The 25,245-nt window shown below is 68.2% G+C and carries 28 protein-coding genes; 13 read left to right on the forward strand and 15 right to left on the reverse strand.

Going from position 1 to position 25,245, the window contains the following annotated elements:
- The first annotated feature begins 7 nt into the window (after positions 1-7).
- The 4 genes from B0I29_RS42395 to B0I29_RS46200 all read left to right on the forward strand — a co-directional run bounded on the left by B0I29_RS42395 (position 8) and on the right by B0I29_RS46200 (position 3,665).
- Positions 8-1,354, forward strand: coding sequence for an SDR family NAD(P)-dependent oxidoreductase (locus B0I29_RS42395; protein ID WP_111654917.1), 1,347 nt, complete (start codon positions 8-10; stop codon positions 1,352-1,354).
- 474 nt (positions 1,355-1,828) lie between these two features.
- On the forward strand, positions 1,829-2,227 hold the full coding sequence (locus tag B0I29_RS42400) for an RDD family protein (RefSeq protein WP_111654839.1): 399 nt from the start codon (positions 1,829-1,831) through the stop codon (positions 2,225-2,227).
- Between the two features lie 12 nt (positions 2,228-2,239).
- Entirely contained in the window at positions 2,240-2,905 is a 666-nt protein-coding gene (locus tag B0I29_RS42405; RefSeq protein WP_146617078.1) for an NPCBM/NEW2 domain-containing protein, read from the forward strand.
- Positions 2,906-2,927: 22 nt separating this feature from the next.
- Entirely contained in the window at positions 2,928-3,665 is a 738-nt protein-coding gene (locus tag B0I29_RS46200; RefSeq protein ID WP_181558260.1) for a hypothetical protein, read from the forward strand.
- A 15-nt stretch (positions 3,666-3,680) separates the two neighbouring features.
- Here B0I29_RS46200 and B0I29_RS42415 read toward each other — a convergent pair whose 3' ends face one another.
- Both B0I29_RS42415 and B0I29_RS42420 read right to left on the reverse strand, forming a co-directional pair.
- Positions 3,681-4,697: a serine hydrolase domain-containing protein gene (locus tag B0I29_RS42415; RefSeq protein WP_111654841.1), complete on the reverse strand. Its 1,017-nt coding sequence runs from the start codon at positions 4,695-4,697 to the stop codon at positions 3,681-3,683.
- Positions 4,698-4,768: 71 nt separating this feature from the next.
- Entirely contained in the window at positions 4,769-5,245 is a 477-nt protein-coding gene (locus B0I29_RS42420) for a DUF1203 domain-containing protein (RefSeq protein ID WP_111654842.1), read from the reverse strand.
- A gap of 97 nt (positions 5,246-5,342) precedes the next feature.
- Between B0I29_RS42420 and B0I29_RS42425 the strand changes: the two genes are divergently transcribed.
- On the forward strand, positions 5,343-6,203 hold the full coding sequence (locus tag B0I29_RS42425; protein ID WP_111654843.1) for an alpha/beta fold hydrolase: 861 nt from the start codon (positions 5,343-5,345) through the stop codon (positions 6,201-6,203).
- On the opposite strand, the gene B0I29_RS42430 is transcribed toward B0I29_RS42425, so the two are convergent.
- From B0I29_RS42430 to B0I29_RS42445, 4 genes are read right to left on the reverse strand one after another with little or no spacing between them, the layout of a single operon-like run.
- On the reverse strand, positions 6,179-6,919 hold the full coding sequence (locus B0I29_RS42430; protein ID WP_111654844.1) for a hypothetical protein: 741 nt from the start codon (positions 6,917-6,919) through the stop codon (positions 6,179-6,181). The genes B0I29_RS42425 and B0I29_RS42430 overlap by 25 nt on opposite strands.
- Positions 6,916-7,428, reverse strand: a complete 513-nt coding sequence (locus B0I29_RS42435) for an RNA polymerase sigma factor (protein WP_111654845.1) — start codon at positions 7,426-7,428, stop codon at positions 6,916-6,918. Before B0I29_RS42435 ends, B0I29_RS42430 begins: the two co-directional genes overlap by 4 nt.
- A 54-nt stretch (positions 7,429-7,482) precedes the next feature.
- Complete coding sequence (locus B0I29_RS42440) at positions 7,483-8,085, reverse strand: class I SAM-dependent methyltransferase (protein WP_111654846.1); 603 nt, start codon at positions 8,083-8,085, stop codon at positions 7,483-7,485.
- A gap of 1 nt (position 8,086) precedes the next feature.
- Complete coding sequence (locus tag B0I29_RS42445; protein ID WP_111654918.1) at positions 8,087-8,353, reverse strand: helix-turn-helix domain-containing protein; 267 nt, start codon at positions 8,351-8,353, stop codon at positions 8,087-8,089.
- Positions 8,354-8,417: 64 nt separating this feature from the next.
- Here B0I29_RS42445 and map point away from each other — a divergent pair, with 64 nt between their 5' ends.
- From map to B0I29_RS42465, 4 genes are all read left to right on the forward strand, one after another.
- A complete protein-coding gene (gene map, locus B0I29_RS42450; protein WP_111654847.1) occupies positions 8,418-9,230 on the forward strand; it encodes a type I methionyl aminopeptidase in 813 nt (270 codons plus the stop codon).
- Positions 9,231-9,431: 201 nt separating this feature from the next.
- Complete coding sequence (locus B0I29_RS42455; protein WP_111654848.1) at positions 9,432-9,788, forward strand: BON domain-containing protein; 357 nt, start codon at positions 9,432-9,434, stop codon at positions 9,786-9,788.
- A 69-nt stretch (positions 9,789-9,857) separates the two neighbouring features.
- On the forward strand, positions 9,858-10,277 hold the full coding sequence (locus tag B0I29_RS42460) for a macro domain-containing protein (protein WP_111654849.1): 420 nt from the start codon (positions 9,858-9,860) through the stop codon (positions 10,275-10,277).
- A gap of 282 nt (positions 10,278-10,559) precedes the next feature.
- Positions 10,560-11,402: a DUF5753 domain-containing protein gene (locus B0I29_RS42465; protein WP_111654850.1), complete on the forward strand. Its 843-nt coding sequence runs from the start codon at positions 10,560-10,562 to the stop codon at positions 11,400-11,402.
- 48 nt (positions 11,403-11,450) lie between these two features.
- On the opposite strand, the gene B0I29_RS45475 is transcribed toward B0I29_RS42465, so the two are convergent.
- On the reverse strand, positions 11,451-11,675 hold the full coding sequence (locus tag B0I29_RS45475) for a hypothetical protein (RefSeq protein WP_146617079.1): 225 nt from the start codon (positions 11,673-11,675) through the stop codon (positions 11,451-11,453).
- 254 nt (positions 11,676-11,929) lie between these two features.
- Between B0I29_RS45475 and B0I29_RS42470 the strand changes: the two genes are divergently transcribed.
- Together B0I29_RS42470 and B0I29_RS42475 are read left to right on the forward strand one after the other, a co-directional pair.
- Positions 11,930-12,793 carry a helix-turn-helix domain-containing protein gene (locus B0I29_RS42470; protein WP_111654851.1) on the forward strand — a complete coding sequence of 288 codons (864 nt, stop codon included), beginning with the start codon at positions 11,930-11,932 and terminating at the stop codon, positions 12,791-12,793.
- A gap of 13 nt (positions 12,794-12,806) precedes the next feature.
- A complete protein-coding gene (locus B0I29_RS42475) occupies positions 12,807-13,022 on the forward strand; it encodes a DUF397 domain-containing protein (RefSeq protein WP_111654852.1) in 216 nt (71 codons plus the stop codon).
- Between the two features lie 49 nt (positions 13,023-13,071).
- Here the strand turns inward: B0I29_RS42475 and B0I29_RS42480 are convergent, their stop codons facing one another.
- The 6 genes from B0I29_RS42480 to B0I29_RS42505 form a co-directional block, all read right to left on the reverse strand.
- On the reverse strand, positions 13,072-14,049 hold the full coding sequence (locus B0I29_RS42480) for a glycoside hydrolase family 26 protein (RefSeq protein ID WP_245973181.1): 978 nt from the start codon (positions 14,047-14,049) through the stop codon (positions 13,072-13,074).
- On the reverse strand, positions 14,046-16,478 hold the full coding sequence (locus B0I29_RS42485; protein WP_111654853.1) for a glycoside hydrolase family 2 protein: 2,433 nt from the start codon (positions 16,476-16,478) through the stop codon (positions 14,046-14,048). Before B0I29_RS42485 ends, B0I29_RS42480 begins: the two co-directional genes overlap by 4 nt.
- Positions 16,475-17,287, reverse strand: coding sequence for a carbohydrate ABC transporter permease (locus B0I29_RS42490; RefSeq protein ID WP_111654854.1), 813 nt, complete (start codon positions 17,285-17,287; stop codon positions 16,475-16,477). The genes B0I29_RS42485 and B0I29_RS42490 overlap by 4 nt, the downstream gene beginning before the upstream one ends.
- Positions 17,284-18,147, reverse strand: coding sequence for a carbohydrate ABC transporter permease (locus B0I29_RS42495; protein ID WP_220091580.1), 864 nt, complete (start codon positions 18,145-18,147; stop codon positions 17,284-17,286). The genes B0I29_RS42490 and B0I29_RS42495 overlap by 4 nt, the downstream gene beginning before the upstream one ends.
- Complete coding sequence (locus B0I29_RS42500) at positions 18,144-19,451, reverse strand: ABC transporter substrate-binding protein (protein ID WP_111654855.1); 1,308 nt, start codon at positions 19,449-19,451, stop codon at positions 18,144-18,146. The genes B0I29_RS42495 and B0I29_RS42500 overlap by 4 nt, the downstream gene beginning before the upstream one ends.
- Positions 19,452-19,585: 134 nt before the next feature.
- Positions 19,586-20,422, reverse strand: coding sequence for a LacI family DNA-binding transcriptional regulator (locus tag B0I29_RS42505; protein WP_111654856.1), 837 nt, complete (start codon positions 20,420-20,422; stop codon positions 19,586-19,588).
- Between the two features lie 56 nt (positions 20,423-20,478).
- Between B0I29_RS42505 and B0I29_RS42510 the strand changes: the two genes are divergently transcribed.
- The gene (locus B0I29_RS42510) at positions 20,479-21,624 is read left to right on the forward strand and encodes an ROK family transcriptional regulator (protein ID WP_111654857.1); all 1,146 of its coding nucleotides are present in this window, start codon (positions 20,479-20,481) and stop codon (positions 21,622-21,624) included.
- Between the two features lie 106 nt (positions 21,625-21,730).
- On the opposite strand, the gene B0I29_RS42515 is transcribed toward B0I29_RS42510, so the two are convergent.
- The gene (locus B0I29_RS42515) at positions 21,731-23,308 is read right to left on the reverse strand and encodes a methyl-accepting chemotaxis protein (protein ID WP_245973182.1); all 1,578 of its coding nucleotides are present in this window, start codon (positions 23,306-23,308) and stop codon (positions 21,731-21,733) included.
- 82 nt (positions 23,309-23,390) lie between these two features.
- Positions 23,391-24,026, reverse strand: coding sequence for a TetR/AcrR family transcriptional regulator (locus B0I29_RS42520; RefSeq protein ID WP_111654859.1), 636 nt, complete (start codon positions 24,024-24,026; stop codon positions 23,391-23,393).
- 79 nt (positions 24,027-24,105) lie between these two features.
- Between B0I29_RS42520 and B0I29_RS42525 the strand changes: the two genes are divergently transcribed.
- Positions 24,106-25,071: an NAD(P)-dependent alcohol dehydrogenase gene (locus B0I29_RS42525; RefSeq protein WP_111654860.1), complete on the forward strand. Its 966-nt coding sequence runs from the start codon at positions 24,106-24,108 to the stop codon at positions 25,069-25,071.
- Positions 25,072-25,245: the final 174 nt, after the last annotated feature.

The raw sequence follows: 25,245 nt of genomic DNA on the forward strand, positions 1-25,245 counted from the left end.
GAACACGATGAACGCCGACGAGGTCGAGGCAGCCCTGCGGGTGCTCGGCGAGGTTCGCGAACTGCCCGTCGACGACCCCACCCGCCAACGGGTGCAACGCGCGGTCGACGGGCTGCTCAAGGACGCTCAGAAGCAGCGACGCGCCAACCGGCGCCGGCAGACCGCCGCCGACGACCGGGCGACCGTCGCCACGGCCGCCACCGCCGCACCGGACCGCGTCGAGGGACTGCCGGTCGCCGCGGCCGAGCCGAGCGACGGCGGCCTGACCCGCCGGGATCGGCGCTGCTACGCGTGCCGCGGCCGATACCGCACTGTCGACGCGTTCTACCACGCGCTCTGCCCCGCTTGTGCCGTCACGCACCACCGGCACCGCAATGCCGTCACCGACCTGAACGGGCGGCGTGCGGTGGTGACCGGAGGCCGCGTCAAGATCGGCTTCCAGGTGGCGCTGAAACTGCTCCGCAGCGGCGCCGAGGTCACCGCGGTGACCCGTTTCCCCGCGGACGCCGCCCGGCGTTACGCCCAGGAACCGGACGCCGCCGACTGGCTGACGTCACTGCGCGTCATCGGCGCCGACCTGCGGGACCCCCGCCAGGTCCTGGACCTGGCCGACCGCCTCGCCGAGAACGGGCGCCCGCTGGACATCCTGATCAACAACGCGGCCCAGACGGTACGGCGGCCGAGCTGGGCGTACCAGCCTCTCGTGGCGGCGGAACTGCTGGCCGCGAGCGACGGCCGAGCCGTCGAGACGGTCACCGGCTATCGGCCCGGCGCCGCACCTCCGGAGTGGAGCGCGGCCCTCGAGACGGTGGCGATCACGACCGGCTCCGAGCTGACCGATGCCACCGGCGCGCTGATCGTCGGCGGCTCCGCGAACTCCTGGACCGCCCGGCTCGGCGAGATCGACCCCGTCGAGTTGCTCGAAGTGCAGCTGGTCAACGTCGTGGCGCCGTTCCTGCTCGTCGACCGCCTGCGCCGATCGCTGACCGCACCCGGAACACACCACCGCTACGTGGTGAACGTGACCGGCCGCGAAGGCTGGTTCGGCGAGGACGGCCCCGGCCCCGAACGGCATCCGCACACCTCGGTCAGCAAGGCGGCACTCAACATGCTGACCCGCGTCGGCGCACCCGACCTGGCCCGCCACCAGGTCCACATGTGCGGCGTGGACACCGGCTGGATCACCGACGAGAACCCGGCAGCCCGCAAGTCACGCCGCGCCGCCGCCGGCTGGCGGCCACCCCTGGACGTCATCGACGCGGCGGCCCGGATCTACCACCCCATCATCAGCGGCGAGTCCGGATCACCGCTGCACGGCGTACTCCTCAAGAACTACGCCGCCGTCCCCTGGTGATCGTTTGCCGAATAGGTGAGATCGATTCGGAGAAAAGGTACCGCTGATCTCAGCCGACTGTACGGTTCGGCCACCCGTGCGACTGATTGCCGACCCGCAAATATTCCGCGAGCCTGGGCCTTCTCAACGGATTGTCCACTGTGATCTTGGCAGCTCATTTGTGGCGTGGAATGAGGATCGATGAGTGAACCGCCCGTGCCCGGAAATGATCCGGTTTACCCTCCCGTTCCTCCTGTCCATCCACCGGCTCCGTCCGGTTATCCGCCGGCCGCTCCCGGTTATGGCCCTTCCTCGCCCGGCTATGGCCCTGCATCGTCGGGCTATAGCCCCGTCTCGCCCGGTTACGCCTCGGAGCAGTGGCCGGCATATGGGCAGCCGGCGAGTCCAGCGCCCCAGTACAGTCCTGAGCCGCAGTACAGCCCGGCGCCGCAGCACAGTGCGGCCGTTCAGCCCTACGCGCCGTCGACGGCACCGGTGCATCGGGCTCAGCACACCGCCGGTTACCGGAAGGCCGGGGCTGGTCAGCCCCTCGTCTCGGTGGGCGGGCGGTTCGGTGCGGCGCTGCTCGACGTCCTGTTGATGCTGGTGACGTTCGGGATCGGCTGGTTCATCTGGTCGCTGATCACCTGGTCGCAGGGGCAGTCGCCGGGGAAGCGGCTGATGGGTCACGTGGTCGTCGACCCGCACAGCGGCGAGCCGTTCGACTGGAGCCGGATGGCGCTGCGCGAGTTCTGCATCAAGGGCATGCTCGGCGGCGCGCTCTCCACCTGCACGTTCTCCGTCTACACGTGGGTCGACGCTTTCATGATCTTCGGCGAGGGTCAGCGCACTCTGCACGACCGGATGGCGGGTTCCGTCGTGCGGTACGTCTAGGCGCCACCGCCGATGCGTGAACACCGACTCGACGAGGCCCGGCCGGCGCGTCGGCCACCGGAGCAACCGGACGGCAGATCCGTGGCGGACACCGCGTCCACCTGGATGCAGGTCGTCTTCGGCGGGATCAGCCTGAGCGTGGCGATCGCCGGGCTGGTCATCGCCTATTTCGCCTGGGTACAGCCGAACTCACCGGCCGACACGGCCGATCCCGGCGCCCGGCCGGTGACCCCGCCGGCGGCGACCAGCCCGGTTGCCGCCACGAGCCCAGCAACCGCTCCGGAGCCGGCAACCACCGCGAACGAGGTCGTCGCGCTCGCCGGCCTGGACGCGGAGATCGGCGGCAGCACCGTCCAGCGAAGCGGGCAGGACCTCACCATGGCATGCCCGACCGGCCTGTCCACCGACCGGCAACGCAAGATCCAATATGACCTCGCCGGTCGTTATCTGACCCTTACCGCGAATCTCGCCGTCTCGAAAGCGCCGGACAACGACTCGCAATTGCAGCTGAAGGTCTTCGCCGACGATCGGCAAGCCGCTGTGCACACATTGTCCCGGGGAAAGACCGCCGATCTCGACGTGCCGGTCGCCGGCGTACAGAAATTGCGTATCGAACTGGTCTGTCAATCGCGGGCCGGCGAAATGACCTTCACAGATCCCGGTCTCACCCACACATGATTTTCGCGAAGGAGCCGAACAGGTGACCAGTCCCCAGAATCCGGCGACCCGCCAGCGCAGCTACCTTCTGGTGATCACCCTGGTGGTCTCGGCTCTTTCCCTCGTCGTCGGGCTGGCCGGCGTCGGGCTGGCGGCGTTCGCGCTGAGCCGCAGCAGCCAGGCCACCGACCTGGCGAAACAGGCCAACGAACGGCCGATCGCCGCACCGGCGGCGACCGAGGCCGCGCCCGCGCCGGAGACCCCGGCACCGACCACCGCGGCCACGCCCGCCGAGGAGCCGGCCGACGGCGCGGTCGATCCCGGCACCACCGAGACGCCGTCGGAGGTCAGCCCCACCGCGGAGTACACGATCGCGTACGAGGGCGAGCACCTGCGGGTCCGCTCGGGCGGGTGCGGCGCCGGCGACGCCATGCACATCGACCTCGCCGAGCCCCGGGTGCTCAACACCGGGTACAACCCAGAGTTCGGCGTTTTCGGGTGTGCAGTGCCGGGCCAGATCGACACCTCCCTCGCGGTGGCGCAGGTGTCCGGCCCGGCCGCCACCCCGAACGACTGCCAGGAGACGATCCGCACCAACCCGGGCCGTTCCCCGATCGTGCCGACGCGTGGCATGACCGTGTGCGCGATCACCGACTATCAGAGGGCGACGGCGTCCGGCCGCCCGCAGAAACTCGTCTTCGTCACCGTCGACTCCATGTCGACCGAGAACGAGAACGTCGTCCTCAACCTCACCCTGAAGGCCTGGAACATCCCGCAGTAGTTCAGCCGCAGTGGTTCAGCCGCAGAAGACCTCGTCCAGCAGCGCGTCGACAGCGTCGTCGGGGTCGCCCTGGAAGTTCGGTGTCAGCGCTACCGTCACCTGCCGCTTTCCGTCCTCCTGGGTGAAGGACCAGGTCTGGTACGTCAGCGCGTCGCCGTCGCTGCCGTACACCGGGACACCACAGGACGTGGCGTGCCGGGCGAGGCCCAGCCCGTACCCTCGGGGGTTCTTCATCTCGCTCAGCAGGTGGCGCGGCAGAAGGCCGCCGCCGAGAAGCGCGCGGAAGAAGCGATTGAGGTCCGCCGTCGTGGAGATGATCTCGCCGCTGGCGCCCATGATCGACGGGTTCATCCGGGTGTAGTCGAGCAGGCCGTCCAGGGTCGGCACGTAACCGTGCGGATGCGGTCCTGGAATCCGTGGCGACGTCCCCGGCACCGATGTGCCTCGCAGTCGCAACGGACTGATGATCCGGCGCTCGATCTCCGCGCCATACGACCGGCCGGTGACCTTCTCGATGATCTGGCCGAGCAGCAGGTAGTTGGTGTTGGAGTAGGAGAAGGCACCGCCCGGTTCCCCGGCGGGGTGGGTCATCGCGCGGGCGATGAGTTCGCCGGCGGTCCAGGTGCGCCACCGGTTGTCGAGGAATTCCTGTTCCGGCGGCATCGGCAGGGTGTGGAAGTAGTCGTACAGGCCGCTGGTGTGCCCGAGCAGATCCCGGATCGTGGCACCGTTGGGCACCGTGTCGACGGGGTCGTCCAGGCGCAGCCGGCCCTCGGCCACGAGCTGGAGAACGACGGTGGCGACGAACGCCTTCGTGACGCTGCCGACCCGGAAACGTCCGTCGACCGGGACCTTCCGGGTGGTGCCCAGCTCGGCGACTCCACTGCTGCCACGCCAGACGCCGTGCTCGTCGCGTACCTCGGCGAGGGCGCCCACGGCGCCCTCGCTCACCACCGCGTCCAGCCGGCTCTGCACCGGCGCGGCCGGTGTCACCAGCAGTGTCACGGCCATCAACTGTCCAATGAGGCTCATCAGACCAGCCTGGAACGCGCCGGGCGAAAGGCCTATCCGGGATGCCACCCAAGGGTCATCTCCGCCTCACCTCAAGGCCTCGCGCCGGCGCGGGTCGCGGAGAACATGAAGCATCCGTACGCGACGTTGCGGCTGTGCACCAGCACCACCTCCGGATCATCCAGGACCGCGCTGATCGCGGCTTCCGGATCACTGCCGTCGTGCAGCCGGGTGGCCGGGTGGATCCGGCCGTACTTGTCGTAAGCACGCAGGACCTGGGGGCGCCCGTGCCACCCGGCGGGGTAATCGGACTCCGCTGCCGGCCCGGCGCAGGCCGAGGCATGGGCGAAGACCGCGCCGATCTCCCGGTACGGGCCGGCGGGAAGTGGCGGCTCGTACCCGAACAGCATGATCTCCTCTCCGGCGGTCGCATCGCGCAGACAGCACCGCAGTGACTCGCCTCCGGTGGCGACGAGGTGCTCGACCTTGGTGCCGGACACGTCGAGCCCGCTGCGGCGGGTGCCGTCGAGCGACTGTTGCGGCAGGGCATGGATCTGAAACGTGGTCATGCCACCATCGTCTGTCGCGGGCCGTGAATGGTCTGGCGGTATTCGGTCGTCGCGTTCGCTCTGGTCAGGGTGCCGGGACACCCCGTAACCTGCCGCCATGGTCAGCTGGCAGATGAACGGTGTCGCGCACGTGATGCGCCTGGTGTACCGGCGGAAGTTCGTCACCGAGGCCGCCGGACGCCGGACGCTGGACAAGCCGAAGGGCCCGTCGACGCCGCCGAAGCGTCTGGCCGCGACCAGCTCGACCATCAACGGCTTCACCGTTTATAAAATCGGCGAAAATCCAGATAAAGCCGTTATCTATCTGCACGGCGGCGCCTACACCAGCGAGATCGTCGGCCAGCACTGGTCGCTCATCCGGCACATCGCCGAGCAGACGGGCTGCGAGGTACACGTACCCATCTACGGCCTGTCGCCGAAGCACCATGGCCTGGAAGCACTCGCCCTGGTCACCGAGCTCATCAAGAAGATCGGCAAGCCCGTTTACCTGGCCGGTGACTCGGCGGGCGGTGGCCTCGCACTACTGGCGGCGCAGCAGAGAACAGGCACCGTCTCCGGCCTCACCCTGATCGCGCCGTGGCTGGACCTGACCATGTCCAATCCCGGCATCGACGAGATCGAACCGACCGACCCGTGGCTGTACCGCGCCGGCCTGCGTCCGATCGCCGACGCGTGGACCGGGGGCCTGGAGCTCGACGACCCCAGGCTGAGCCCGATCCACGGCGACCTCGACGGCCTGCCGCCCCTGCAGGTCCTGGTCGGCACCCGCGACATCACGCTGCCGGACTGCCGGCTGCTGCGTGACCGGCTGCCCGCCGCCACGAAGGTGACGTACCACGAGCAGGAGGGCGCGATCCACGTCTACCCGCTGCTGCCGGTCCCGGAGGCGAAAGCCGGCCGCGCGGCGATCGTGGAGCACATCACCGCGAACTGTCAGGGCAGTTCCGACGGCAGGTGACTCGTCGTCCTGTCACCGGCGTGCACGGTCACGGTCAGGGTGTCGACCTCGCCGCCCTCGGGGCCCGGCCACCACGCCGCCCACCAGCCGGCCTTCACGCTGGCCTGCACGACCGTACCGTTGCCGAGCTTGACCTCGACGGCCGTGACCTGCGGTCCGACCAGGCCGACGATGTTCGACCACTGGCCGTCGCCGTCGCCGAGCGAGCTCATCGTCTCCAGGTTGACCGTGCCGGCCGGTGGTGCGATCACCGCGTCGGCGTCGATCAGTCCCATCGACGCGGCCTGATCCTCGTCGACGAGCAGGCACTCCACGATCACGCCGGCCTTCTTCATGATCAGCAGGGTGGCGTCGCCGCGCTGTTCGGCGAGCAGCACGTCCGCCGCGTTCGCGCTGGTCACGCCGCCGACGTCACCGGCCGCGCAGGCGCGTGCCTGGGGCAGCACCTGGTCCCCGGTACGCGCGGTCGGCGCCGCGGTCCACGACGCCACCGCCTTCTCGGCGACCCCCGGCACCAGAGCCGGGACAGCGACCGCGGCGACCGCACCCGCGGCCACCGCGACCGCGCCGGCGGTCAGCCAGCGACGGGCGTGCGATCGCGGAGCGGGACCGGCCATCACCCGCTCGATGAACGCCTCCGATCGGGTCCACTCCATCGCGCTGGGCTCACGGCCACGCGCCGGGTCGAGGTCCTTGAGCTGGTCGAGGTCGTTCATGCGTTCATCTCCTTGAGCTGGAGGGAGGGTGCGGCGGGATCGAGGGCGGCCTGAAGCCGCTTGCGGGCGCGGGCGAGCCGCATCGCGAACGCCGACCGGCGGCAGTTCAGCACGGTCGCGGCCTGCTCCGAGGTGAGTCCGTCGAAGGCGACCAGCGCGAGGACCTCACGGTCGGCGGCGCTCAGCGAACGCCAGGCCCGTTCCAGGTCGATGCGGGCCGCGGAGAAGGCCGAGCCGTCGGGAACATGGCTGTCCCGGCCGCCGAGGCGTACGTCGAGGGCCTTCCGTCGCAGCCAGCCGCGGGTCTGGTTCGCCATCGTCCTGCGGGCCACGGCGAACAGCCACGGCCGGGCGTCCTCGGGCAGTTCGGCGAGCCGCCGCCACGCGGTCATGAACACCGTCGAGACGATGTCCTCGGCCTCGTCGGGCGGTACTCGCCGCTCGACGAACCGCAGCAGGTCGGCGTAGGTGTCCCGGTGCAGTGCCCGGAACCGTTCCTCCGCGCTCATCGGGGTGATCCTTGGTGCTCCATGCCCCCCACCTGTCCGGGACGGCGGAGACTGTCACACCCGAGCATGCACCCTTTCGATCGTGCCGGCTTTGAGACGCTGAACCTCGACGATCGTGAAGCCGGCCTGCTCCACCAGGGGCAGCTGGCGGCGGGTGAAGTGCTCCCCCGCGGTCGGCACGGTGATCCGCTCAAGAAGCCACTGACCAGCACGAACAGGCGGCCAACTGCTGGCGATGTGGTCGACGAGCAGGAGCCGCCCACCTCCGGCGAGCACTCGTCTCGCCTCCGCAAGCGCCGCCCGCGGGCGCGGAATCGTGCACAGCGACAGCGCACACACCACCGTGTCGAACGACGCGTCCGCGAACGGCAGGTTCTCGGCGTCACCCTCGTGCAGCTCGACCGGGCGCCGCGCCTGCCGCCGGGCGACCGCGAGCATCTCCGGGCTCAGGTCGATGCCGGTGACGGTGGTGCCGGCCGGGTAGAACGGCAGGTTGCGCCCGGTGCCCACCCCGACGTCGAGGATCCGGCCGGTCGCGCGGGCGCCGATCCACTCCCGGCCGCCGGTGAACCAGTGCCGTTCCAGGAACTCGATCTGCCGGTCGTAACCGGGCGCGGCCTTGTCCCACACCCGGCGAGCTTTCGCGGTCTCGTCCACCTCAGGACGCCTGACGCACGGGCATTCCCGCCAGCCACACCTCGGCCAGCTCACTGAGCGGCACGTCGAGCGCCTGGCTCAGACACACGACGGTCCCGAACGCCGGCGCCGGCAGCCGCCCCGCCTCGATCTTGCGAAGGGTCTCCGGTGACATCCCGGCGGCCACTGCAACCTCGACGAGGCTGCGTCCGCCTCGCGCGGCCCGGAGCGCGACCCCGAGACGCTGGCCCGCGGCGATCTGCTGGGGGGTGAGCGGTTGGCGAACCATGCCAGCAGGATACCTCCCGGACGCCGACGTGGTATAAAAATACCGCAACGGGAGAGGGAGCACCATGATCGAGTTGAAGTCCGCCGCAGAGATCGCGAAGATGGCCGTGACCGGCCAATTCGTCGGCGAATTGCTCGCCGAGCTGCGCGACGCCGCCGCCGTCGGCGTGAACCTGATGGACCTCGAACACCAGGCGCGCCGCCGCATCAAGGAGCGCGGCGCCGAGTCCTGCTACTGGGACTACGCGCCGTCGTTCGGCCGGGGCCCGTTCCGCAACGTGCTGTGCCTGTCGGTCAACGACGCCGTCCTGCACGGCCTGCCGCACAAGTACGTCCTGCGCGACGGCGACCTGCTCAGCCTCGACATGGCGGTCGGCATCGACGGCTGGGTGACCGACTCCGCCGTCTCGGTCGTGGTCGGCACCCCCGACCCCGCCGACCTCACGCTGATCGAGACCACCGAGATCGCCCTGGAGGCCGGCATCGCGGCAGCCAAGCCGGGCGGCAAGCTGGGCGACATCTCCGCGGCGATCGGCAAGGTCGCCAACGACGCCGGCTACAGTGTGAACCTCGAATTCGGCGGCCACGGCCTCGGCCGCACCATGCACGAGGCGCCGCACATCCCCAACAACGGCCGCTCCGGCCGCGGCATGAAGCTCGAACCCGGCCTCACGATCGCCATCGAGCCGTGGTTCTGCAAGTCCACCGACAAGATCAAGTTCGACAAGGACGGCTGGACCATCCGCTCCGCCGACGGCTCCCGCACCGCCCACTCCGAGCACACGGTCGCCGTCACCGAAACCGGCCCGCAGGTCCTGACCCGCCGCCCCGCCGAAAAACCCACGACAACCCGCACCAAGCAGCCCGCAACCTCGTAAAAACCCGCACGCCAGGCAGCCGGGACCGCCGCCGGCTTCCTTCTTGGGTACGCCCTAATTGGGTACGCCCGCAGCAATCGTCATCTGGTTGTCACATGACCGGGTCGGGACCGCCAAGCCGGCGGCCAAGACTGGGGTCTTGTCTCCGCGCCCGGTGGCGGCGTACCGGTTCGGGCGCCGTCACCAGGCACGGAGCGCGCTGTGAAGACCGAGATCGACACCTTGCTCACCTACCGGGTGATCGCCCGGATCGTCGGCGACCCCGTTCTGCACCGCCAGCGGATCACCGTCGAGGTGCACGACCAGGTCGTGACGCTGCTCGGCCGGGTGCCGTCACCACAGGCCCGGCTCACCGCGGCGGAGCTGGCCCGGCACACCCCCGGCGTACGCGACATCTGCAACCGGCTACGAGCCGGCGGACGCGACAGGCCGGACGAGTTCGACGAGCTGACCGCCCCGTACCAACCGCCGAGCCCGCGGCCGGCGAACGGGCTGGCCCTCACTGTCGCCCTTTTCTTCGCATTCGTGACCATCATTCTCGCCTTATCGGGCGAGTGACCCTATGCGGAACATGATCGGACACTCCATCATGGAAGGCGGCAACGTCGCCCACCCCGAGGAGTGCCCGTGGACCTCGTCGACACCCGTGCCGGTGACCTCTTCGAGCAGGGGTTCCCCGCCCTCGCCCAGGCGGTGACCTGCGTCGGCGTCATGGACCACGACTTCCGCGTCCGCTGGCCGGCGATGTACGACCGATACCGCGAACGCTGCCGGGCCGGCATGCTCCGCCTCGGCGGCCTGATGTCCTGGAAGGCCCCGGACGGCCTGCTCGTCTACAACCTGGTCATCCACCAGCGCGCCGGCACCCCACCGGACCCGCAGGCGCTGCGCACCGCCCTGACCGCCGCCCTGGCCGACGCCGAGCGCCGCGGGATCCGCCAGCTGGGCCTGCCCCGGCTGCCCGACTGGGACCAGACCGGCCCGGTGGTGACGGAGGTCGCGGCCACCAGCGCGATCCAGATCGTCGTGGTGCAACCCGCCGGTTGATCTCTTCCGCGAAAACAGTCGGATGGCGCCAATGCAGCAATCACGGCAAGCTGGGCGCCGACCGGCCGCGCTATTCGCATTCACACAGCATTTTTGCCAACCCGGAGGATTGTACGCGACCTCCGGAAAAAGCGGCACTCCCCAGATTTAGGCTCCGCTTTCCCCGCCCTGGGAATGGCTGCTGGATACGCCTTACCCATAGGTAGCATGGTGCTGCCAGCAGATGCCGATCTTGAAAGGCCGGGAACAGGCCACGCAGGAGATCCTGGAGGAGGTGATTCCATGACCGCCGGCACGGATCCGCCTGCTCACCGCCTCACCCTGTGGCGACAACTCACGGTCACCCGGATCCAGTCGGGCTGGGACCCGAAACAGGTCGCCGACGCCCTCGGCTGGCCCCTCGCGGACCTGCTGCTCGTCGAGGCCGTCGCCGACGGGATCACGGACGGCCGGCTGCTGACCTTGCTCGACCACTACGGACTCACCGACCAGGTCCAGGATCTGTACCAGGCGGTCCAGCCGCTGACGGTCCGCGACACCCCGCTGAGCCGGGAGGTCAGGCTTCTCGTCGAGTACGAGAAAGTGGCCTCCAGCATCCGCGCGTTCGAGCCGTTCGTCATCCCCGGCCTGCTGCAGACCCGGGCGTACGCAGAAGCGGTGCTCAGCTTCTTCGCGACACCGGCGGAGCTCGGGCCGCTGGTGGAGGCCAGGATGGCCCGGCAGGAGATCCTCAATCGCGACGACGCGCCACGGATGCACTTCCTGATCGACGAGTCCGCGCTGCACCGGTGGGCGGGCGCGTCCGGCACCGGACCGGAGATCATGCGCGACCAACTGGAGCACCTGCGCGGATTGGCGGCCAACCCGCGGGTACGCGTCCAGGTGGTGCCGTACTCAGCCGGGCTGCACGAGGGAGTGAAAGGCCCGTTCGTCATCCTCGGCTTCACCACTGCCGGCCACGGCGAGTTGCTGTACCTGGAGGACGCGAAAGGTGATGTGATCCGCGCCGATCCGGAGCACGCCGCGTCCTACCTGGACCGGTTCGACGCCCTGTCGGCCGTCGCCGCGCTGCCCGAGGATCTGGCCGCCGCCGTGGATCGGGCGCTGGAGGGATTGACCGGCTGAGCGGACCTATGGCGGCACCGTCGCCTTTGACGATTGCCGCCATAAGCCTCAGAGGAACAGCGACATGACCACCAGCACCAGAGCGGCGACCGTGAGGAGAACGGCCAACCCCATCGCGGCGGCGGATTTGATCACTTCGACGACCGGCTGCAGAGAACGCGCGATGAACCGGAGTGCGAGAAGGATCAGAATTGCCGCGCCGATGATCATAACGTTTGAGGCATCGTGACCAGGCGGCTGTTGCATGGACAGCACAAGGACTACACTTTCCACGACTCGTCCTTTCTTTCCGTGTGACCGGTTTGGGCGGACAGTTGGATAACGGGCACTCCTGGCTGCAACCAGGGGTGCTCGTCCTGTTTGAGGCCTCAGCCATTGATGGCCTTGACCCTACGGACAGTCTGCGCGGCGACACGGCTAGTTGGCAATTGCCAAACCGCATGTTGACACACTATGTTTTGCCACGGTCCGGCTTGCCAACGAACTTGTTGACATAGAATCGAGCCTGGGGTAACAGGAGGTGTCTTGTGGTCCGGCGGAGCAGCCCGACGTTGCGCAACCGAGAGCTCGGTGCGCTCCTGAAGGGATACCGCGAGGCCAGAGACCTGACCGCTGCCCAGGTGGCGAAAGACGTGGGCCTACCCGCTGCCACGATCAGCCGGCTGGAGAACGCGTCCCGCACCTCCCCGCGCTCCGGACCACCACACGTTCGCGCGCTCTGCAGTTACTACGGCCTGGACGCTCACACCACGGAGCGACTGGTCCAGATGGCCAAAGAGGGGTCGCAGCCGGGGTGGTGGCAGCGTTACAACCTCGAGTCACCCCTGGCGACCTATGTGGATCTGGAAAGCGCCGCCGTCGCGATCGACAACTTCGAGGCGACGCTCATTCCCGGGCTGCTGCAGACGAGCGAGTACGCGAGAGAGGTAATCTCGCCGGTCCGGCTGCACTTCTCCGCCGATCAGTTGGATCGGACGGTAGAGTCCAGAATCCAACGCCAGCGGATCCTGACAGGCGAGAACCCTTTGCTTTTTCACGCGGTGATAGATGAGGCGGCTCTGCACCGAACTGTCGGCAACAACAGCATCATGCGCGAGCAATTGAGCAACATCCGACGCCTCGCCACCGAGCTACCCAACGTAACGGTTCAGATCCTGCCTTTTTCCGTGGGTGCTAATCCGGGTAATGACGGCGGATTTTCGGTACTCAACTTCGCCGAGAAGATGCTGCCACCGGTCATCTACGCCGAAGGTCAGCTCGGGCAGATCTTCGAGGACGATCCCGACGAGGTCAACCGGGTGAAGGAAATCTTCGCCGGGCTGGCCGGCCTCGCCCTCGACGGCGACCAGTCACTGGGCATGATCGACAAACTAGTCCGCACATTGACGTAGACCAGGGAAAATCATGAGCAACTACGAAATCGACCGTAACGCCCTCGCGTGGCGCGTCGCCGCTCGCAGTTCCGGCGGCAATTGCGTCCAGGTCGCCAAGACGGACAACCTCATCGCCGTGCGCAATTCACGCCACCCCGACGGCGAGATCATCCTTTACACGAAGCCAGAATTTGAAGCCTTCTTGGACGGTGCCAAAAAGGGCGAGTTCGACGACTTGCTGGATTGAAAACTGAAACAACGGGCGGCAACCGATCGGTTGCCGCCCGTTGCTGCTGTCAGAAGCGGACTTCGCCCTGGTTCAGCACCCTCGGGTGGAAGTACGCCGCCTGGATCTCCGCGTTCGTGTTGCTGCCGCGCAACTGCTCGGACCACACCATGAAGTACGCCCACCGCGTCTGCGACGTCAGCAGCGCCGCGTTCGGCACCTTGCCCATCTCGGCGATGGCGATCGGCTTGCCCGCCGCGATCGTCTGCATCTGCTGATAGTCGCCCGACGACGGGTGGCCCTTGTACCAGACGTCCAGCGACACGACGTCGGCGTAATTCGAGCCCGGGTAGTACGACGACCAGCCGCCGGCCGGGTTGTCCTGGACGTTCCAGACCCAGATCAGGTTCGTCAGGCCCTCACTGTCGAAGTAGTCCTTCATCTGCTGGAAGATCTTCGCGCCACCGTTGGAACCGGACCGGCCGCCCCACCAGTTCCACGTCTCGTTCATCTCGTGGAACGGGCGCCACAGCACCGGCACCCCGGCGTCCCGCAATTGCCGCAGGTAGGGCACGACCTCGGCCATCCGGGAACGCCACGTCTGGTTCAGCGCGGTCCCGCCGGTGACGATCTGCTGGAACTGGGTGTTGGAGATCTGCGTCTTCACGCCGCCGTCGAATTCGCACGTGCGGCCCACTGTCGGTGAGCAGGCGTGCCAGGTCAGTGCCACCAGGGAGCCGTTCGCCCATTCGCGTTTGGCCTGGTCGACGACGCGCTGGCGGTTGCCGATGTCGTCGGCGCGGAACATCATGTCGCCGCCCCACAGGCCGGGCCACTGGCCGGTGACGGCGTTGACCTGCGCGGTGTACTGGCCGGGCGAGCTCGCCGGCTCCTTGTTGTGCTGGCCGGAGACGATGCTGGTCCCGGTGATCGACCGCAGGTAGTTCAGCACTGTCGCCTTGCCGGTCGCGGGGAATGCCTGTGCGGGGACGGGGAGCAGCGCGGCGCCCAGGATCAGAGCTGCGCCGATCGAGAGGGGGATTTTCACTTCACAACCTCCTTGGGTACGGGGACAGGGGCGCAAGCAGTAGCGAGGTCGGTCAGCACCCACAGCGCCTTGACCGAACCCGGGTCCAGCGGGACCGGCGCCCGGACGTGCAACACCGTCGACTCGCCGGGCAGCAGGGTGACGAAGCCCTGGTCGACGGTGGCGGAGCTGTGGATGCGGTCGGCCTGCAGCAGCACGTCGCGGGCGACACCGGTGGCGTGCACCCGCACGTCGAGCCCACCGGGAACGGACTCCGCGGTGACCGTGAGCCCCGCATCGGCGGACGTGGCATCGGAGGCGAACCAGAGCGCCCGCGCCTCACCGAGCGTGGCGACGACGATGGCCGCGCCGGCCTCCGGGGAAAGACCAGGGACCACGGTGACGCCGCGAGCCGGCACGGACACCTGATGAGAAACGGACGAGAGCACCACTCCGTCGTCCGACCGCGACTCCACCAGCACCAGGCCGTCCCACACCTCGGCGGTGTCGTTGAGAACGGCCACGCCGCGCGGCTGAATGGTCAGCGCCCGGTCGGCATGCATCTCCCGCAGCGCGTGATAGAGCGGCTTGAACCGCCCCGCCCCGTCGATCGCCGCCCATGACGTGACCGGCCACAGATCGTTGAGCTGCCACACGATCGTGCCGCCGGTGTGCGGCCAGTGCGAACGCCAATGTTCGATGCCGGTACGCACGGCCCGCACCTGGTTGAGCTGCGTCAGATAGTGCCAAGCCTCCGTGCTTCCGGCAGCGGGGAAATGCGCTGCCAGCCCGCGGGCGAGTTTCCCGTTGCCGTCCTCGGCTTTCTGGTGGTGCAGCACTCCCGGTGAATCCGGCAGCAGCGGCTCGTCGGAGACCGCGTCGCGCAGCGTGCGCCAGGCCGGCGGCGCCTGCCACCCGAATTCGGCCACGAATCGCGGCGCCGAATCGCGATAGTGCGCATAGTCCTGCCGGTTCCACACCTCCCAGGAATGGAAGGTCTGGTGATCGGGGTCGTTCGGTTCGTGGTCCCACGACCCTGACCAGGGGCTTCCTGCCTGATAGGGCCGCGACGGGTCCAATTCGGCCACGATGGCGGGCAGGATGTCCAGGTAATAGGCCGGACCCCAGCTCAGATCCCCGCCCGGCATCGACGCCCAGCCGGAGGCGTCGCGCAGCCACAGATTCTCGTTGTTGCCGTTCCAGGTGATCAGGCTCGGATGCGGCGACAGCCGGGTCACGTTGTCGCGCGCTTCGGCGATCACCTCGGAACGGATCGGCTCCTCTTCCGGATAGCAGGCGCACGCGAACAGGAAGTCCTGCCACACCATCAATCCGAGTTCGTCGCACACCTCGTAGAAGGCGCGGTCCTCATAGATGCCGCCACCCCAGACCCGGATCAGATTGACGCCGGCGTCGGCCGCCTGCCGCAGCCGTAATGCGTACCGTTCGCGGGTCATCGAGGACGGGAAGATGTCGTCCGGGATCCAATTGACGCCCTTGATGAGAACGGGCTGGTCGTTGATGTGGAAGACGAATCGGGTGCCGGCCTCGTCGGGCGAGCGATCGAGGGCGACGGTGCGGAATCCGACCCGCCGTTCCCACCGATCGATTTCGGTCTCGCCATCGAAGCCATCGAGCAGCACCACGGTCAGGTCGTGCAACGCGGCCTCGCCGTGACCGCGCGGGTTCCACGGTGTCACCCCCGCGACGTCCAGCTCCGCGTGGATGACCGTCTCCCCCGCAGCGAGGTCGAGCAGGGCGATCGGAAGGCCGTCGAGCAGGACCTGCGCGCGCAGCGCGCGATCCCGGACGCGCTCGATCTCCGCGGTCAGGTCCAGCTTCCCGAGACCCTCCGGGCCGACATCGCTGCGGTACGTGCACAGCGGACGCACCGTGGCGATCCGCGCCGTGCTCCAGCCCTCCAGCCGGACGGGCCGCCAGATCCCCGCCGTGACCAGCGTCGGACCCCAGTCCCAGCCGAAACTGCACGCCATCTTCCGGATGAACGGGAACGGCTCGGGATAGGCGTTCGGCCTCGGCCCCACCACATCGCGAACAGCGTCGGCCTCGGCGTAGGCGGAGTTGAGGCGTACCGAAAGAAGGGTGTTGATCTTGATCTTGGACGTGACGTCGAAGCGGTAGGTGCGGTGCATGTTGCGGGTCTCGCCGAGAAGTTCGCCGCCGAGCTCGATGCGGGCGACGGTGTCGAGGCCCTCGAAGACCAGGTCGACGCGGTCGTGCCGCGGGCCGTCCCAGGCGATCTCACGGTGGTATGTCCAGTCGGCGCGACCCACCCAGGCGACCTCGTGCTCGTTGCCGTCGAGGAACGGGTCCGGGATCCGGCCGGCCGCGAGCAGGTCGGTGTGCACGCAGCCGGGAACCGTCGCCGGAAGATCCACATCGTCGCCACGCAGCTGCCAGACGCCGGACAAATCCTGAATGACCGTCATTTTGTTGCTCCCGCGGTGACGCCGTTGTAGATGAAGCGCTGCAGCAGCAGGAACAGCACGACCGTCGGAAGAATGACGATCATGGTGCAGGCGGCGATGGTCTCCCACTGCGCGCCATAGGGGCCCTTGAAGCGGAACAGCGCTGTGGAGATGACGCTCAGATCGGGTGAGCGCAGATAGAGGAAGGGGATGTAGAACTCGTTGTAGATCGCGATGCCCTTGATGATCGCCACGGTCGCGATGGCCGGTTTCATCAGCGGCAGGATGATCCGCCGGTAGATGGTGAACCGGGAGGCGCCGTCCATCATGGCGGCCTGGTCCAGGCTCGGCGGGATCGACTGCATGAACTGGATGAAGATGTAGATCGAGATGATGTCGGTGCCGAGGAACAGCACGATCGCCGAGCCCGGGGTGTTGACCAGGCCCATCGACTTGACGATCTGATAGGTCGCGACCTGGGTGGTGACGCCGGGCACGAGCGCCGCGACCAGGAACAGGCCCAGCACGAGACGCTTGAAGGCAAAATCAAAACGGCTCATCGCGTACGCGGCCAAGGTGCCGATCAGGATCGTGCCGGTCAGCGAGATCGCCAGGATGACGGTGGTGTTCCAGAAGCCGAGCAGCATCCGGCCCTGTGTCCAGGCGGTGGCGAAGTTGTCGACGTTGAGCCAGCTCTCCGGCGGGGTGAGCGGGCCGCTGCTGCTGTATTCGGCGTGGGTTTTGAACGCGGCGAACAGGACGACGATGAGGGGCAGCAGCACGACCGCCGAGGCGACGATCAGCGACACGTATTTAGCGGCTTTTTTCATGACAGGGTCACCTCCTCGTCGGGCACGAGCCGGCGCTGGATCCAGGTGATCAGCAGGACGATGAGCAGCAGCACCACGGCCATCGCGGACGCCAGCCCGATCTGGCGGAACTGGAACGCGGTCTCGTACGCCTGCACCACGAACGTCCGGGTCCCGTTCGCGCCGCCGGTCATGATGAACGGGATCTCGAAGACCGACAGGCTGCCGGAGATCGCCAGGATGAACGACAGGCTGATGATGCGCCGGATGCCCGGCACGATGATGTGCCGGAACTTGTGCCAATCACCGGCGCCGTCGATCTCCGCGGCCTCGTAGATCTCCCCCGGGATCGACTGGATCGCCCCGAGGAACAGTACGAAGCTCAGCCCGGTGAACCGCCACACCGACGTGCCGGCCAGGCTGATGTTCGCGATGTCCGGGTCACCCAGCCAGTAATGCGTCTGATCACCGAGCCCGGCCCAGCGCAACACCGTGTCGAGAGTGCCGTCCGGCTGGAACAGGTAGAGGAACACGAACCCGACGGCGACACCGTTGAGCAGGTACGGAAAGAACAGGATGCCCTTGAACAGGTTCCGGAACCGGGTGTTGAACGACAGGATCACCGCGAAGTACAGCGCGATGGCGATCTGCGCGAACGACGCCACGAAGTAGTACCCGCTGATCAGGAAGACCCGCCAGTAGCGTTCGTCGGTGAACACCCGCACGTAGTTGTCCAGGCCGACCGGGTCCATCGTGACGTCGAGGCCGTCCCACGAGGTGAAGCTGTAGACGACCATGTTGGCGACCGGCACGTACGTGAAGGTGATCAGCAGGGCGAGCGCCGGGGCCAGGTAGAGCCAGGCCGCGTACCTCCTCGTCACTTCATGACCTGGGACTGCGCCTCGCCCCACCGCTTGTTCAGCTCGGCGAAGTAGCTCTCCTTGTCACCCTTGGCCGCGCCACGGGCGATGTCGACCAGCTTCTGCCGGTAGATGTTGCCGGCCAGGTCGATCTCGGAGCTCTTGATGATCTGGTCCTCCTTGCCGCTGTTGGCGGCGGCGGCCGGCAGCTCCATCAGCTCGACGCCGGTGGCCTGGAAGTCCTCGAGCGCGGCCGGCAACTCCTGGCCGATCGCCGGCGGGATGGCCTGCTGGTCAGCGGAGAAACCGGACTCGTTGACGAACCACTCCAGCCAGGCCTTCGCGGTGGCCTTGTTCTCGCTGGTCTTGCTGACCGCGGCCTTGTAGTCACCCTCGATGCGGGTGTGGAACTTCCCGCCGGTCTGCCACGGGAAGGGCCAGAACGCGATGTCGTCCGGGTTTGCGCCGGCGGCGGTCGCGGCGTCCTTCATCTGCGGGATCGCCCAGGATCCGAGCAGCATGCTGGCGACCTTGCCGGTGCCGAGCATCGGCTTGCTGCCCTCCCAGTTGGTGGTGAGCGGGTCCGGCTCGGTGAGCTTGTTCTTCACGATGTCGAAGAGCAGACCGTCGGTGACGTACTGGACCTTGCCGGGCTGCCACGGGCTGGCGTCGGCCGGGAACGTCTCGTTGGCGTCGGCCTTGGCGAAGATGGCGCGCTGGCTGTTCCAGAAGCTCAGCGGCCAGCCGTCCTTGTAGTTGGTGTAGAACGGGATCGCTGGTGTTTTGGTGTCAATCAAGGAGAGGCCTGCGACGAACTCCTCCGGCGTCTTCGGCGGCGCGGTGATCCCGGCCTGCGCCCAGACCTTCGTGTTGACCACGAAACCGTTGGCGACACCGCCGATCGACAGCCCGTAGACCTGCCCGTCGTACGCCTTCTCGTCGACGAACCGGTATTTGGCCTTGAGGTCGGCCGTGGTGCCGAGCGGCTCGAAGAACTGGCCGAGCTGGTCGACGGCGACGGTGTTCGGGATCAGCAGGACGTCGCCGTACTCGCCGGAGCTGAGCTGGGTGGTGACGTCACCCTCGTAGTTGGTGACCGGCTCGAAGGTGACAGTGGTGCCGGGGTACTTGGCCGCGAACTTCTTCGCGTACTCCGGCAGGGCCGTGGTGGCGAGGTCGGTGCGGTTGGTCAGCACCGTGATGGCGCCGGTGACCTCGCCGGAGAAGTCGGCCGGGCCCTCCTCGGTCGCGCCGCCGGTGCACCCGGTGACCAGGGCCAGCACGGCGGCCGCGCCGATGCCGATGAAGGTTCTTCTATCCGCCATGTCGCTGTCCGTCTCGTTCGTAATCGATCCGTAGGGCGCCCAGCATGGTCGGCTCGCTCGTGTGTCGTCAAGGTTAAATTAATAATTTATGTAGTCTGCAGACACGGATGTGCTCTGCTGCGACCGTGCGATGATCAACTCAGGGGGTGGGTGCTGTTCCGAACGACGATGTGCGCCGACGGCGCCTGATAGACCTCCGCCGGCTCCCCCGCCAGCGCCGCGAGCACGGCTGTCGCCGCCAGCTCACCGATCCGCTCGACGTCGTGGCTCATCGCCGACAGGGCGGGCACGGCCAGCTGGCACTGCGCCGAGTCGTCCCAGGCCACGATCGACAGATCAGCCGGCACGGTGAGACCGGCGTCCGCCGCCGCGGCCAGCCCACTCAACGCCATCACGTCGTTGTCGAAGACGATCGCGGTCGGTTTCTGCGCGAGAATCTTTGTGCTGGCCACCCGGCCGCCGTCGAACGAGTAGTCGCCCTCGGCCACCAGCAGCGTCATCCCCCGCGCCGCCGCCTCCGCGGCCAGCCCGCTCTGCCGCAGCTGCGTGTGCGCGAACCTCGGCGGGCCCGTGACGTGCCCGATCCTGTGGTGCCCCAGCCCTGCCAGGAACCCGACCGCCTCCTGGGCGAACCCGGCGTCGTCGGTCCACACGGTCGGCAGCCCCTGCGCCGTGGACGGATCCCCGATCACCACGGCCGGCAGCTCCAGACCCGCGACCAGGGCGACCCGCTCGTCGTCCGGCCCCAGGTCGACCAGGATCACCCCGTCGACACGCCGCTGGGCGGCCCACCGCTCGTAGGTCGCGATCTCCGCGTCCCGGTCGGTCACCACCTGCACCAGCACCGACACCCCCGCCGGCGTCAGCACACGCTCCAGACCTTCGAGGAACTCGTGGTAGTACGGTTCCTCTCCGAGCACCTGCGAAGCCCGCTCCAGCACCAGCCCGACCCGCCGTGGCGCCTGAGTCAACGGTTCCTCCCGGTAGGGTTGCCCTGTTCGTTCGAGACCCGGAGACCGTACCTCTGATGGCACGTCGTGAAGCGCCAGCCGCGGGTCCCGGCAGCCGGGCACTCATCGTCGACGTGATCCGCTCCGCGGCCTCGATCAGCCGCGTCGAACTCGCCGGCCTCACCGGCCTCACCCAGCCGTCGATCTCCAACATCGTGCGAGACCTCATCGCGGACGGGATCATTCACGAGGTCGGCTCCGCCGATTCGGTACGCGGAAAGCCCCGCAAGCTGATCGCCATCAAACCGGCGAACCGCTTCGGCATCGGCTTCCACCTCGGCCCGGACACGCTGACCTGCGTGGCGGTCGACCTGACCGGCGGTGTCGTCGGCCGCGAAGTGGTGCCCCGCCCACCCGCCGACCAGCTGGCCGGCCAGTTCGACGACTTCACCGCCGGGCTCGACCTGCCCCGCGGCCGCATCGAAGGCCTGGCGATCGTGGCGCCGACCCCGTACCCGAGTGGTGCTCCGTCCGAAGATCTCCACACCCTGCGGGCGACGCTGACCGAGCGCCTGGGGCTGCCGGTGATGGTGGAGAACGACGCGGCGGCCGCGGCCCTCGGCGAGTTCTGGAGCCGCCGGGTCTCCCGTGAGCAGGCGTTCGGCTGCATCTACCTGGGCACCGGCATCGGCGCCGGCTTCGTCTTCGGCGGCGCCCTCTTCCGCGGCGCCAGCTTCGACGCCGGCGAACTGGGCCACATGTCCATCGCGTACGACGGCCGCGAGTGCCCGTGCGGCAACCAGGGCTGCGTGGAGCGCTACGCCTCGATGGCCGCGGTGGTCGCCGACGCCAGCGTCCCGGTGAACGGCACGTCGCTCTCCAGCGCATACGACACGGTCGCGCGAGCAGCGGTGACCGGCGACGCCACCGCCTTCCAGATCCTCGACCGTGCGGCGGGCCACCTGGCGGTAGCCGCCACCTCGATGGTCAACCTGCTGGACCTGGGCCGGGTCGTGCTGACCGGCCCGGGCGCGGCGCTGGCCGGCTCGATCTACGCCCGCCGGCTGCGCACCCACCTGGAGCGAACCGCCCACTCCCGCCGCCGGCATCCGGTGCTGGTCGAGCTGTCCGCCCAGCCCAGGGACGCGGCCAGCATCGGCGCGGCCGCCCTGGTGGTCCAGGCCGCGGTGGCGCCCGGCCACACCCCCGGCCCCGCCAGCTGACCACCGGCGAGATAACCCTTTTCCGGCCTACACCCACTGGAACCGGCCGGTAACGAGTTCTGCGTGGCCTGAGGACTCCGGCCACGCTGACCCCGTACGAAAAAAATCAGTAAGTGAAGCGACCGACCAGTTGTTGCAGCTCGCCGCTCATGCGGGTGAGTTCGGTGGCGGTGGCGCGGGAGTCGCTGACGCCGCTGGAGGTGCTCTGGGCGGCGGCGGCGACGCCGGTGATGTTCTGGGCGATCTGGGTGGTGCCGGTCGCGGCCTCGGCCACGTTGCGGCTCATCTCGCTGGTCGTGACGGACTGCTCCTCCACCGCGGAGGCGATCACGGCCTGGAAACCGTTGATCTCGCCGACCACGCTGCTGATCTGGGCGATCGCGGCGACGGCCGCGTGCGTGTCGGACTGGATGGCCTCGATGCGCCGGGAGATGTCCTCGGTGGCCTTCGCCGTCTCCTGAGCGAGGTCCTTGACCTCGGTCGCGACCACCGCGAAGCCCTTGCCCGCCTCGCCGGCGCGGGCTGCCTCGATCGTCGCGTTGAGAGCCAGCAGATTCGTCTGCTCGGCGATGCTGGTGATCAGCTTGACGACGTTGCCGATCTCCACGCTGGAGGCGCCCAGCCGGGCGACGGTCTGGTTCGCGGCGTCGGCGGCCGACACCGCGGTGGTGGCGACCCGGGCGGCCTCGGTGGCGTTCTGCGCGATCTCGCGGATCGACGCACCCATCTGTTCGGCGCTCGCGGCGACTGTCTGCACGTTCGCCGAGACCTGGTCGGCGGCGTTCGAGACGACGTCGGCCTGGTCGCTGCTCTCCTGCGCGGAGGCGGCCATCCCGGACGAGACGGTGTTCATCTGCTCGCTCGACTCCGCCAGCCGCTGTGAACTGCCCGCGACCTCACCGATCGCCTCCCGCAGCCGCGCCGTCGCGGTGTCCAGCGACTGCGCCATCATGCCGATCTCGTCGCGCGAGGTCACCCCGGCCGTGCGGGTCAGGTCCCCGGTGGCCAGGCCTTCGGTGACGTACGAGACCCGGCGCACCGCGGCGACCACCAGGCGAGCCACGTAGACGGCGAGCGCCAGGCCGATCAGCAGACCGGCGATCAGCGTGACGAGCAGCGTGATGCGAGCGGTGGTGTAGGTCTGCTCGCCCTCGGCGTTGCGGATCGCGGCGCGGGACTGCTCGATCGCGACCAGCGCGTCGAGGTCGGCCTTCACCGCCTTGTTGATCGCGGCGAACGTCGGCGACATCGTCGTGATGGCCGCGACGTCCATCTCTTCCAGCGCCGGCAGGTACTGCTCGTCGCGGATCTCGCGGTACTGGGCGATGTCGGTCTCGAGCTGCGCCACGGCCTCCTCGCGACCGGTCATCGGACCGGCCTTGTAGGTGGCGATCTGCGCGTCGAGGTCCGCGTCGTCGACCGGCAGAGCCTTCTTCACCGTCGCGATCAGGGTGCCGCCGCCGAGCGCCTGGGAGACGTCGACGCGGGTCTGCATGAACGCCTCACGGATGTTGCCGAGCTGGGCGGTCTGGGTCAGGTTGCGTTCGTAGATGATGGTGGCCGCAGCGCGCATCTGGGTCATCGAGTTGAACGAGGACACGCCTACGATCACCGAGACGGCCGCCATGAAGCCCACCAACACCAAGATCTTGGTGTTCATCCTGCGGTCCGAGAACCAGCGCACGTGCGTTCCTCCGTCATGTCGTTTCAACATGCGAAAGTTCGGACGTTTACCTGAGTTTCGGAGTTCTTCCGGAAATCATGGCCTAGGGGTGCCAGCCGTTCGCGTGGAGTCGCTCGAAGCCGTCCAGCAGCACGTCCAGGGCGAATTCGAACTCGAACTGGTCATCGCATCCACCGCCGACGATCGTGTCGTTCTCGTGCGCGGCCGTCATCGCCATCTCCACGACGTAGGGAAACGCGGTCATGTCCGGCGGCTCGCCACCCGGAGCGGCGGAATACAACTCCTGCGTGAAACCCAGAACCCGGCTTCCCAGGGCGTGCATGACGTGGTGGGTCAAGCCGGCGGACATGCCGCCGGCTCTAAAGATTTTGATAACCCCATTCATGTACGCGAGAACTGCCGGCGTCGGCGTCTGCCGCATCTCGATGGCGCGCGACGCCCACGGGTGGAGCAGCATCGCCTGCCGTGCGGCCAGGATCTGTTGGCGCATGGCCGGTTTCCAGTCCCCGGAGTCCGCCGCCTCCTCGATCTCGCTGATGACCACGTCGAGCATGCCGTCGATCAGCTCGTCCTTGTTGGCGACGTGTTTGTAGAGCGCCATCGGCACGACGCCGAGCTCCTGAGCGAGCCGGCGCATGCTCAATTGCTCCAGGCCGGTCCGGTCGGCCAGAGCCACGGCGGCACGCAGCACCCGGTCCCGGTTCAGCCTTGTCACCACGTGGGCACGATAGCTCCCTTGACAGGTGTACGTCGTACACGTCGTACTGGGTGTACGACGTACACCTAGGAGGTTTTCGATGAGAGCGCTCGTGCAGGATCGCTACGGCTCATGCTCGATCCGCTCGATCCCGGCGCCGGTCGCCGGCGACGGGCAGGTGCTGGTGCGGGTCGCCGCCGCCTCGGTGAACGCGTACGACTGGCACGTCATGCGCGGCGACCCGCGGTTCGCCCGCCTGAGCATCGGCCTGCGGCGGCCGAAGACACGGGTGCGCGGGCGGGACTTCGCCGGGCAGGTCGTCGCCGCAGGGCCCGGGGTTTCGTCCTTCGAGCCCGGCGACGAGGTGTTCGGCGATGCCGGGCAGGCAGACGGCGCCTTCGCCGAATATATTGCGATTTCTCAGGACCTGGTGGTGCACCGCCCTTCGGCGTTGACGCCGTCCGAGGCGGCGGCGATCCCCCTGGCCGGGGTGACGGCACTGCAGGGGCTGAGTGCTGTTCTTCCTGGACACACCGTGCTGATCAACGGCGCATCGGGCGGCGTCGGCACCTTCGCCGTCCAGCTGGCGACGGCAGCCGGGGCGGCGGTGACAGCGGTCTGCAGCACCCGCAACGTGGAGCTGGTGAAGTCGCTCGGCGCATCCTCGGTGATCGACTACCGGCACACGGACTTCGCGGCCGATGGGGCGAGGTACGACGCCGTCCTGGACCTGGTCGGCAACCGCTCACTGTCCACACTGCGTGGCGCGCTCTCCCCCGGCGGAACCCTGATCCTCTCCGGCGGCGGCACCTACCAGGGCGGCAGCCTCCTCGGACCGATGCGCCTGATCCTGCGGGCGGGCCTGACGTCCCGCCTCACCCGACAGCGAATCTCGATCCTGACGGCGACGACCAGCCAGAAGGACCTGTCCACGCTGGCCGGGATGGCGGCCGACGGACGGCTGAAGCCGGTCATCGACCGTACATTCCCGTTGGCGGCGGCAGCCGAGGCGATCAGCTATCTGGAGACCGAACACGCCCGGGCCAAGGTCGTCATCACCGTCTGATCACGACGGGATCTCCTAGGTCCGCAGGACCGCAGCAGTCGCTCTCGGCCGCCCAGACCATCGACGGATCCCGGTAACCGGTCCGTGACCGCGGACCCGCCGCGGCACAAGTGTCCGAACGAATGAGTGCCCGATGTCCACGTGATCATGAACGGTCAACGGGTCCGGCAATTT

It is taken from the genome of Actinoplanes lutulentus, assembly GCF_003259845.1.
GTDB lineage: Bacteria > Actinomycetota > Actinomycetes > Mycobacteriales > Micromonosporaceae > Actinoplanes > Actinoplanes lutulentus.